7 protein-coding genes are annotated in these 11,143 nt (G+C 46.3%); all 7 read right to left on the reverse strand.

Going from position 1 to position 11,143, the window contains the following annotated elements; all coding sequences use genetic code 11:
* Positions 1 to 294: 294 nt before the first annotated feature.
* A complete protein-coding gene (locus PGQ33_RS13605; RefSeq protein WP_117557752.1) occupies positions 295 to 567 on the reverse strand; it encodes a DUF1294 domain-containing protein in 273 nt (90 codons plus the stop codon).
* Positions 560 to 4,204 carry a helicase-exonuclease AddAB subunit AddA gene (gene addA / locus PGQ33_RS13610; protein ID WP_270205895.1) on the reverse strand — a complete coding sequence of 1,215 codons (3,645 nt, stop codon included), beginning with the start codon at positions 4,202 to 4,204 and terminating at the stop codon, positions 560 to 562. Before addA ends, PGQ33_RS13605 begins: the two co-directional genes overlap by 8 nt.
* Positions 4,195 to 7,548 (reverse strand): PD-(D/E)XK nuclease family protein, encoded by a 3,354-nt coding sequence (locus PGQ33_RS13615; protein ID WP_270205896.1) that lies wholly within the window; start codon positions 7,546 to 7,548, stop codon positions 4,195 to 4,197. Before PGQ33_RS13615 ends, addA begins: the two co-directional genes overlap by 10 nt.
* 3 nt (positions 7,549 to 7,551) lie before the next feature.
* Entirely contained in the window at positions 7,552 to 8,793 is a 1,242-nt protein-coding gene (hflX, locus tag PGQ33_RS13620; protein ID WP_270205897.1) for a GTPase HflX, read from the reverse strand.
* 60 nt (positions 8,794 to 8,853) lie between these two features.
* Positions 8,854 to 9,408 carry a tetratricopeptide repeat protein gene (locus PGQ33_RS13625; protein WP_182420291.1) on the reverse strand — a complete coding sequence of 185 codons (555 nt, stop codon included), beginning with the start codon at positions 9,406 to 9,408 and terminating at the stop codon, positions 8,854 to 8,856.
* A 39-nt stretch (positions 9,409 to 9,447) separates the two neighbouring features.
* Positions 9,448 to 9,807 carry an ArsR/SmtB family transcription factor gene (locus PGQ33_RS13630; protein ID WP_022220999.1) on the reverse strand — a complete coding sequence of 120 codons (360 nt, stop codon included), beginning with the start codon at positions 9,805 to 9,807 and terminating at the stop codon, positions 9,448 to 9,450.
* A gap of 589 nt (positions 9,808 to 10,396) precedes the next feature.
* Positions 10,397 to 11,143 (reverse strand): recombinase zinc beta ribbon domain-containing protein (locus PGQ33_RS13635; RefSeq protein WP_270205898.1); only part of this gene is annotated, 747 nt, incomplete at its 5' end.

The raw sequence follows: 11,143 nt of genomic DNA on the forward strand, positions 1-11,143 counted from the left end.
TGAGTCTCATCTCCATTGCCCCTCAAGGGAAGTGGTGGACTTTATTTCTATCTGCAAGCCGCTCAAGGTTATAGAATGACCAGCCATCCGCTTGGGCGGGATGCCAGGGCTGATGCTGGGGCGAAATTTGAAGGATTGTGAACGGGGACGGGACGGCTGCAAAATTTTTCAGGAAGGAAAGTTATATAAAGGAGGCGCAGCGTCCCTGAGTGGGAGAGTTTCGTTTGGTATTATGTTTTGGATAAAGGGGACGCACAGCGCCTGTAAGGCGACTGTGCTGGGGAATCAAATATTTTAAATATTTGGGTAAAGAAAAAATGTGATTATTATTTGAATGATTAGAATAATAGGGATTCCTAATTTGAATTTCAGGTGGCGGGTTTTGTGGTGGTAGTGTTTCATGGCAAGGAGGGCGGCGGGGGAGCCGCCCAGAAGGGCCAGGAGGATGAGGGTTCGTTCGGGGATTCGCCATTTGTTTTGGCGGGCTTTGGTTTTATCGGCGGCGTAGGTGAAGTAGGTGATGATGTTGATCAATAGCAGGTATGCCAGGAGTATTATTTTAATCATTTTTGTAGCCCTCCAGGTGGATTTCTTTGCAAAGGGTGAAGGAGTAGATGATCTGTTCTTTTACTTTTTTCCGGGTGATCTGTTCGAGGGCTTTGGTGTAAAGGCGGAGCTGTTCCTGGTAGCGGTCTTTTAGTTCGGCTTCGGTTTGTACACGGTCGGTTTTATAATCGAGTACGATGATTTCTCCGTCTTCTTCAAAGTAAGCATCAATAATTCCCTGGATCAGTACCATTTCACCCTTTTTCTGATCCGGATAAAATTCTTTTGCATCTACACCGAGAACAAACGGCTGCTCGCGGTAAAGTGTTTTTGCCCTGGCTGCATTTTGCATTCTTTTTCCTACATTCGTATTAAGAAACTCCATAATTTCTTTTTTTTGAATACACCCGGCTGTTCCCGCATCCAGGTATCCTTCGTTTTTCAGATTCTCTATGTTTTCCTGCAGTAAATCCAACGTATATATTTTCGTAAAATCAAGAAGCTCCATTACTTTATGATAAGCTGTTCCTTTTGTTGCTCCTTTTACCTCTTCTTCCTCTTTCATAAAATTCGGAAGGATTGGAACAATCTCCTCTTCCGGAATCAGTATTTCTCCATCTTCTTCTTCCGAAGCTGCCGCATATTTTTTCAGCTCTGACACGGTGTACTTCATTTTCATCTGATCTTCACCCTGATACGGATATCTGTAGGAAAATGCTTCCTCGATTTTTGCCCGAAAACGTTCATCCGTCGCAGCCATCGGATGTTCTTCTGCTTCTATTTTTTCAAGGAACACCTCTTTTTCCAGATAATCTGCTGCTTCATTATCCACTTCACCTTCTACAAGCGTATCAACACCAATCACTTTTAATTCGATTGGAACTTCTTCTATTTTACGCACTGCCGCCGGAAGGATCCAGTCATAATAAGACGTTGCACGTGCAAGTTTTGTAAAGTCCAGTGTTTCTTTCTGACTGTTTTCCTGTTCCAGCTGACAGGCTTCCAGCTTGTCTGCCGCATGTGGAACCGTTCCGGTAAGAATCAGCTTTTCCTTTGCACGTGTAAGTGCTACATAAAGCACACGAAGCTCCTCACCAAGATTTTCCAGACCGATTTCATTTTGAATAACTTTCTTTAATAGTGTCGGAGATTTGGTTCGCCGCTCCAGATCGATCGCATCGATTCCAAGCCCCAGATCCGGATGGATCACAACGCTTGCCGTGGTATCCTGAATGTTGAACCTCTTTCCCATTCCGGCCACGATCACAACCGGGAATTCCAGTCCTTTACTCTTATGGATACTCATCAGACGAACTGCATCCGTCTGCTCATCGTAAAGCCCGGCTTCCCCAAAGTCTACATTATATTTCTTGAGCTGATCAATATAACGGACAAAATGATACAGTCCCTTATAGCTAGTTGCCTCAAATGCCTTTGCCCTGGTGATCAGCATATCAAGATTCGCGCGCCTTCCTTTTCCTCCTGGCATTGCCGCGATATAATCCCGGTATCCTGTCTTTTTCATGATCTCCCACAGGAGATCATGGATTGCCGTGTACGGTATCCGCTCCCGGAAATAAAAAAGCCATCCAAATACATCGCGCACTTTTTTCAGAATGCCCGCCGGAAGATCTGTCTTTTTTTCCGGATCCGCTGTTTCCAGTACATTCTGATAAAATGGTACTTCTGTATTCAATTCTCTGATCTGTGCCAGTTCCTCATTTGTCATTCTTCCAAACGGAGATTTCAGCACCGCAACGAGTGGGATGTCCTGACGAAAATTGTCAAGTACACGCAGATAGTCCATCATCCATCCAATTTCCAGAGTTTCAAAATACCCATCTGCCGATTCAGCCAGAACCGGTATTCCCTCCTCCTGCAAAATTCGTGTAACAGTATCGGTCCATCCTGCAGGGCTTCTTGTCAGGATTACAATATCCTGATAGCGTACCGGTCGCAACATTCCCGTTTCTTTATCTACAATCTGCTGACTTTCCATCAGCTCTCCGATTCTTTGTGCGATCAGACGGACTTCCAGCTCTTTTGCCGTCTGGCTTCCGCTTCGCACAGAAAGCCCGGTATCCTCTTCCTCACTTTTTGTATCCAGAAGAAGGATTTCTGTCTCATTCTTTTCAGATTCTGGGTAAGAAGCTCCCACATAAAGTGCAGCATTCTCATCGTATGTGATCCTTCCAAGCTCTTCGGTCATGATCTGTCGGAAAATGAAGTTTACCGCATCCAGCACTTCTGCCCGGCTTCGGAAATTTTTGTGCAGATCGATTCGCCTGTTTCCTCCGTCCGTCAGACTGTAGGTATTGAATTTTTCCATGAAAAGCTCCGGCCTTGACAAGCGGAAACGGTAAATACTCTGCTTCACATCTCCTACCATGAAGAGATTATTTTCCCCTCTGCTGATCCGGGACACACTGGTAAGGATCGCCTCCTGGATCAGGTTACTGTCCTGATATTCATCGATCATTACTTCCTCAAATGTATTCTGATACTCCTTGGCCACCTCAGAAGGCACTCTTTTTCCGTTTTCTTTTCTTGTCAGGATCTGCAAGGCAAACTGTTCCATATCCCGGAAATCGATCAGATTTTTTTCTGCCTTCTTAGCTGCAAGTACCCTCTGGTATTCTTTTACCAGACTGACCAGCTCATGTATCACCGGAATGCAGATTTTCCGGTCTGCTTCCATCTCAGATGGCGGCTGGAAAAAATAATTGTTTCGAATATCATCGATAAGTTTCTTCCAGGTATCCCGATAGGCTCTTACCTGCTCTCTTTTTGTCGGATCTACTGCGTCATCTTTCTTTCTGGACAGAGTTTTCCATGCCGGCTTTTCTTTCAGTGCCTCATACATTTCTTCATAGCTCTTTGCCGCAAAAAGCTTTCTCAGAACTTTCTGATCCGCTTCCAGCATTTCTCCATACATATACGGTCCGTCCGGTTCCATGCAGATCTGGTCCGCTTTTTCCATCAGCATCTGCATATCCGCAACTGTTCTCCGGATATACTCCATCACCTTTTCAATATAAATAGCTTTTTCCCCGCTCTCTTCGTACATCCTTGCACAGTCATCCAGCCACTCCTCCGGATCCGGATAACTTCCGGCAAATTCATACAGTCTGCTAATGATTTCTTCCACCTGCAGATCTTCCCTTCCGGTTGCAAAAGTCTCCACAAAACACAGGAAATCCTCGTTTCCTTCTTCATATTTTGCTTCCAGAAGCTCTTTCATCACGTCCTGCTTCAAAAGCTTTAATTCTCCTTCTTCCGCAATACGGAATCCCGGATCCAGATCGATCGTGTGAAAGTACTCCCGGATCACAGACAGGCAGAAGCTGTGGATCGTTGTAATCTTTGCTGTATGGATCAGGGCAGACTGCCGCTTCAGATGTTCACTTGACGGATCCTCCTCCAGCTCCTTCTCAATCGCAGCACCGATCCTTTCTTTCATCTCAGCCGCCGCCGCTTCAGTGTAGGTCACGATCAGCATATGGTCGACATCCACCGGATTTGCATCCCTTGTCAGTCTCGCAATAATCCGCTCCACCAGAACAGCAGTTTTCCCGGAACCAGCGGCTGCTGACACCAGAATATTATGATCACGCAGGTCGATCACCTGCTGCTGTTCTTCGGTCCATTTTACTCCCATGTCTGCTTCTCCTCTTCCAGCTTCGCCATAATTTTCTCCATTACAATTTCCTTCGGAAGCTTCTCAAGCTTCCGGTATTCATATCCTTCGATCTGCTCATCAAATCCGCAGATATCCCGGTATGGGCAATACGTACAGCCATTTTGCGTACCCATCTCATACGGTAGTGCCTCCGCCTTTCCGCGGTACATTGCTCCCTGAAGATCAGTCCGTCTTTTCTGTGCATAAGTCAGCACTGCATCAAACTCTTCCGGCAGGAGCATTTTGGATGCTTTAGAATAGCCGCTTTTCGTCTTTCCTGCCGGAATCACAAGCGAATTCCCCGAAAAATCCGCATCCAGTCTCTGAATCACGGCATCCTCCTGACGGATGATTCCATCCAGCCGAAGCTCCTTTAAAATTGCCTCTTCCAGTTTTTTTTCATCCAGCTCTTTCCCGACGATCGGATCCTTCATCCGATAGTAGAAAATACCTGCCGGCACAATCTTTTTACCCGGATGTTTTCTTTCCTCCAGTCGGACTGCTTCTTCCATATACACCACCAGCTGCATCTGCAGACCATGATAAAAAGCTGCCATATCAAAACTCTTTGCCCCGGTTTTATAATCCAGGATCTTCACATAGACCTGATCTTCCGTCTCACATGTATCGATCCTGTCAATCTTTCCGCTTCCAAAGCTTACCTCATAGCCCTCCGGTTTAAAGCTTCCCTTCCGAAGCTGCTTTGTCATCGCCCAGACCGTCCGGTTCATCATACGTTTCATACGTGGCACGATATACGCGTTCCGCGCACTGCTGTAGATTACGGTATTGCTGTAATCTACGATACTCTCATCCACGCTTTCCGACGCAAACTGTTCCTGCTGCTCCTTTGTAACCTCAGTCCATTCCAGGCCTTCCCGCTCTACCCGTCGGGCATATTTTTCCAGTGCTTTATGAAAAATATTTCCAAAATCAAGAGCAGCAAATTCATAGACCTCTCTCTCCTTAAGGCGAAGTCCATAGGTCAGAAAATGCGCACAGGCACAGGCAGCAAATTTCTCCAGTCTTGAAATGCTTGGTGCCCAGTCTCCATAAAGCTTCTGTGCAGTCTGCAAAGTCAGATTGTCCTCCGGCCTGCGGTATCTGCTGATCCTTGCCAGATCGTGCACCTTTTCGCTCCAGTCCTCCTGCGCACAATACCAACGGTACAGCTCCTGCCAGCTGCCTTCCTCCATCTTTTTCGGGTTCTGTAATCCTTCGATCAGTGACCCGATCCCGGTCTGTGGAAGCATTTCTTTTGTCTCCATCCCATACTGATCCATATTAAATACAGGAAGCTTTGTATACATCCGCTTCAGATCCCCGACCAGATATGCCGCCCTCCTGCTCTTTCCATCGGCCGATACTTTACTGTAGGTCAGCATCAATTCTTCCGTCGGCTTTGTCATGTGCAGATACAGATAAAATTTCTGGATGTAACTTTTTTCTCTTGTTCCCGGTGCAAGCGCAATTCCTCTTTCTTCAAAACGCTCCCGGTCTCTGTCTGAAATCAGTCCACCTGCGGATGCATTTCCCGGAATCAAAGAATCATTGACTCCCAGAAGGATCAGCGCCCGGATATCTTTCAGTCTCGTTCGCTCAATATCTCCTGCCATCACTTCATCCAGACTTGGCGGAATTACACCGATCCTTGCCTCTTCCATTCCGGCATCCAGAAGCTCCCTGTACTCTTTGAGCGCAATCCGCTCATCTCCAAGAAGACTTACAAACTTGTCAAACAGCTCCATCACCACACGATAGATCTGTGCATATTCTTTTGCAAGTGCAAGCTCTCCTGCTTCTGTAAATTGATTCTCCAATACTTTTACCTGCTTCTGGATTTCTTCTTTTTCCAGAAATTCACAGATTGCAAGCGTCACATCCCGCACTGTCTTCTGACGCTGCTTTAAGACAAACACCAGATCTTCTGTTTTTTCCACAAAGCATACCCGGAGATGATTCAGTACCTCCAAATCTTCCTCGGTCGTATCCTTCGCTCTACGGATCCATTTTTCCTGCCATTTTTTGTAGCCACGGATGCCCAGAGCAAGTACATAATTTTCCAGAAGATCCAGTTCCTCACCGGTAAATCCGGTCAGATCCGTTCTTAAAAACCGGAACACACTTTCTGCCGAAAAATTCTGTTCTGCCATCGCAAGAAGACTCCGGATATACTCCACAAAAGAATTTAAAAGTACATTCCGCTTATAATCCATGAAAACCGGAATCTCATACTCCCGGAAAGTCTTCTCGATCTCATCCGCATAGAAATTCATGTCACTTGCGATCACCGCGATCTCCCGGTAACGATATTCTTTCTTACGAATTAAAAAACGTATCCTCTGGGCAGCGCATTCTACTTCCATCCTGGGATTTGCCGCTGCATAAACCCGCACATTTGACTGCTTTTCCCTGTAAGTCCTGCCACTGTAACGGAACAGTTCCTTCTCCAGAAATGCAAGTGCCGGCGCATTTCTAAAACGCCAGACCGGCTCCTGGTACAGACAGACCGGCTCTTCGACCAGCACCTTTTCCTCCCCTGCAATCTTCACAAGAGACGTCACCATCTGCTTACTCAGCGCAAACAGCTGATACTTGTCTTTCATCACGTAAGGATCTTCCCTCTTATCCATCGTGACAGTAATCATCACCTTCTGACAATGATGCAGCATTTCCCCCAGCACCTTGTTCTGAAGCGGCGTAAATCCGGTAAACCCATCCAGCGCGATCACACTGTCCTTCAGCATTCTCGATTTGTCCATCACATTGCAGAGAATGTCCAGAATTTCTTCTTTTGTAATATATTTATCTGCAAGATATTCTTCAAATACCTGATACATCACCTGGATATCCTTCAATTTCCAGGCAAGATACGAAGACTCATCTGCCTCCGTGATCATATCATCCATGCCATCCGGGGAAATGTTGTACTGCGTCAGCTCGGAAATAACGGATTTCACCTCACTGATGTAACCTGGCTTTTTGATATTTCCTTTTAAAACCTTTAGCGAATCTTCTTTTTTCCCCGCGAGTCGCCTGAGGATCAGATTCTTTCCTTCATCATCCAGAATCTCCCTGCTTCCATTCCCTGTTTCTTCCAGAACACGAAAAGCAAGACGTGCAAAACTCAGCACGTCTATGTTCATAATTCCATGTCTCGGATGCCGCAGGACCAGTTCCTTCTGCGTCTGCATCGTGAACTGTTCCGGCACCAGAATAATATAATTAATATCAGGATGTTTCATTGATTCCCGAATGATATGTTCATATAGATAATGTGACTTGCCCGAACCCGGATTTCCAAAAATAAACTGTAAAGCCATCTGTTATACCCTCCCGTCAAGCTCTTTCGGCACGTATGCAGATACATGGATTCCATCTTCTTTGTATTCTTCCTCCAGCAGTTCTCCATACTTCCGTATGAGCTGGATTTTCCCGGATTCCTGATAGGAATAAACTCGTTCGATATAAATTTTCTGCTCCCGCAGGATCTCTTCTATTGCCTGAAGAAGCGCCTCCAGACCTTCTCCGGTCTTTGCAGACACCTGTACGATCCGGTCTGCCTTAAAGTCCCGTACCGTCAGGCTTTCCCCGATCCTGTCCATCTTGTTAAATGCCGTGACCACCGGTTTGTCCATTGCCTCCAGACGTTGCAGTGTCTCATACACCACATACATCTGCTCGTCCATCTGTGGATTGGATGCATCGACTACATGCAGGATCAGATCCGCATACTTCGCTTCTTCCAGCGTACTTTTAAATGCATCGATCAGATGATGAGGCAGCTTCCGGATAAAGCCTACCGTATCTGTCAGAAGAATCTCCTGTCCGCTTGGCAGCTTCCGGCTTCTTGTCGTCGGATCAAGAGTTGCAAAAAGCTGATCCTCCTGCAGCACACCGGCTCCGGTCAGTGTGTTGAGAAGCGTGGACTTTCCGGCATTGGTATAACCAACAATTGCCACAACAGGGATCCGGTTCTTCGTCCGCTGCTCACGTGTCAGTTCCCGGTGTCTCTTCACCTCCCTGAGTTCACGGTTCAGCTGTGCGATCCGGTTCTTGATGAGTCTCCGGTCCATCTCCAGCTTCTTTTCTCCCGGTCCTCTGGTTCCGATTCCGCCTCCCAGACGTGACATCGCCCTTCCTGCCCCGGTAAGCTGTGACTGCCGGTACTTAAGCTGTGCCAGTTCTACCTGGATCTTTCCTTCACTTGTAGAAGCCCGTCCTGCAAAAATATCCAGAATGACCATCGTCCGGTCCATTACCTTCACATCCAGAATATCCGTCAGATTGTTCATCTGTGCCGGAGACAGCTCATCATCACAGACGATCCCGGTTGCGTCAAGCTCCCACAAAAGCTCCCGGATCTCCTCAATCTTGCCTTTTCCGACATAAGTTCCCGGATGGACAAGCTCTCTTCTCTGGATTACCCGTCCGACCGCTTCCGCACCTGCCGTCTTCACCAGATCCTTTAACTCATCCAGAGAATCTTCCGTGTCATCGTTCTCCCTTGTACTGACACCGACCAGAATTACCCTTTCCTTTTCTTCTTTTATTTCATAAAGTGCCATATTATTCTCCCCTGCCAGATTTCTTTCCGTCCCGGATCAGATCTGCTCATCCAATCCGCTCTACTGCTGATCTCCTTCCGAAATCTGTGTATTTAAAAATTCCTGCTCTTTCAGCGCTTTTTTGTCATCTGGATTTGCTTTCAGATAACTGTCCAGCTTCTCTTTTGCAGACTGGTAATCCCCTGCTTTTTCATAGGCAACTACCAGATTATATGCCATTTCTTTTAACAGCTCTTTTCCTGCGCCTGAAAGCTCCTGCCCATTTTCAAAATAATACACTGCCTTTTCCGGTTTATCCAGTTCCAGATCGCAGATTCCCAGAATATTATAAAGAGTTGCCGTCTCTTCCGTTCCATTCTTCAATGCTTTTTCCAACGCCTTCTCTGCCTTTTCATACTTTTTCTGTTCCCAGTAGCAGAGTCCGAGTCCGCGATAAGCCTCTCCCAGATTCTTCTTTTTGTCTATCGCATCCTGGAATTCCACCTCTGCATTTTTATAGTCTTTTTCTTCCAGATACTTCGTTCCTTTTTTTACAGAACCGGCGCATCCCGTTACTGTCATACAAAGCGCTACAAGGATCCCTATGATTACCTTTTTCTTTCTTCCTGCTGTCACTGTTATCGTTTCCTTCCTTCTATATTGATATATCATCTGTTATTCCAGAATATGCTCCATTCCCTGGTTCATGATGGTCTGGATATGATCATCAGCAAGGGAATAGAACACCGTTTTTCCTTCCCGTCTGTTCTTCACAAGCTTCATCTGCTTGAGCATCCTGAGCTGATGGGAAATCGCGGACTGCGTCATTCCAAGAACTTCCGCCAGATCACAAACACACATTTCAGACTGAAAAAGAACACATAAAATCCGGATCCGTGTGGTATCTGCAAATACCTTGAAAAAATCAGCAAGATCCTTCAAAACTTCTTCATCCGGTATATGCCCCTCTGCCTTATGTACAAGTTCTTCATGTATACAAAATGTATCACAACATTCTACTTCTGTCTTTTTCATAGTTACCCCTTTCATATGAATAAGTATTCATATATCTATTATGCCAAATGATCTCTTTACGGTCAACTATTTCCATTGATTCCGGCATGCAAAGTAAAAAGGAAGTTACTGTTCACTCCCCAATGTCATTTAATTAAGTTACAGGGTTAGCCCCTAATTGTGGGTCTAACCCAAATTTTTTCAAAAAAGCTACCCAAAGGGTTGACATAGGGTGCAAAATGTGCGGCCGCTCTCGCTACTGATAAATTTGTTGAGGTAGCGAGAGCGGCCCTTGAATTAGTGGTATATCACTTTCTCAAGGAGGCACATGATCATGATCCATCAACAAATCAAAGAACTGTTTTTTTCTTCTGTGGAACACATTGTTTCTGATATTTCACAGTATGCTGTCCATCCTGATTCCGATTTCAAGAGAAGCAAAAAAATCCCTGCCCAGAAACTTATTTCCTTTCTCGTTTCACAAGGCTCATCTTCCACCAGGGTTGAAATGTTTTATCCCCAATTAGGTGTAAAACTCTGCTCGATGGCGGGCGGCGGCGTACAAAAAATCTATATGGTGTTGTTAAGAGAACCGTCCCGGCGGGACAGGTCAGGCAGTGACCTGTTCCACCTCCGGGATGGGTTTGAGATTAAAATGAATTTCGATAGAAATGTGTCTTGTTTTATCTTCGTCAATGCGCTCATGCACGACGATTTCTTTGATTAAGCGGTTGAGGGTGGCTGCGTCCAGCTCTGTGATGTTGGCGTATTCCTGAATGGCGTCCACCCATTGTTTTGCGTCATTGGCAAGCTGGACTTCATCGGACAGCCGCTTTCTGCCCTCGGACACTTTTGCTTTAAGCTCCGTCTGCTCGGTCTGTGTCTTTTCCAGCATGGTGTTGAAATTCTGCTCACTGATACGCCCTGCAATCATATCCTCATAAAGCCGCATGACCATTTTGTCCAGAACCTCAATCCGTTCCTCGTCCCTTGTAAGGGAGCGTTCCATTGCTTCCCGCTGTTCCCGCTGCTCGGCTTCACAGGTATTGGTCAGGCGGTCAGCAACCGCTTCCCCGTCCATCAGGGCAGCTCTGGCACATTCCCGGATTTTCCGCAGCACATGGCTGTAAAGGGTGTCATAGTCAATCCGGTGCTGGGTGCAGTGGTTCTTTCCAAAGGCATTGTAGGTCTTGCAGGAATAAATCCGCTGGGGATGTTTTGCGTTTGTGTAGCGTACCGTCAGCGACTTCCCACACTCGCCGCATTTTAACAGTCCGGCAAACAGGCTGATTTCATTAGTCTGCCCCGGACGCTGGCGGGATTTCAGCTTGTTCTGCACAATGTCAAAGCTCATGCG

It is taken from the genome of Coprococcus sp. AM100_B19A, assembly GCF_027662015.1.
Classification (GTDB): domain Bacteria; phylum Bacillota; class Clostridia; order Lachnospirales; family Lachnospiraceae; genus Allocoprococcus; species Allocoprococcus comes.

What these genes read in the sequence shown, in the direction of transcription:
- PGQ33_RS13605 (WP_117557752.1), bottom strand. Translation starts at nt 567, where the DNA reads ATGATTAAAATAATACTCCTGGCATACCTGCTATTGATCAACATCATC.
- addA (WP_270205895.1), bottom strand. Translation starts at nt 4,204, where the DNA reads ATGGGAGTAAAATGGACCGAAGAACAGCAGCAGGTGATCGACCTGCGT.
- PGQ33_RS13615 (WP_270205896.1), bottom strand. Translation starts at nt 7,548, where the DNA reads ATGGCTTTACAGTTTATTTTTGGAAATCCGGGTTCGGGCAAGTCACAT.
- hflX (WP_270205897.1), bottom strand. Translation starts at nt 8,793, where the DNA reads ATGGCACTTTATGAAATAAAAGAAGAAAAGGAAAGGGTAATTCTGGTC.
- PGQ33_RS13630 (WP_022220999.1), bottom strand. Translation starts at nt 9,807, where the DNA reads ATGAAAAAGACAGAAGTAGAATGTTGTGATACATTTTGTATACATGAA.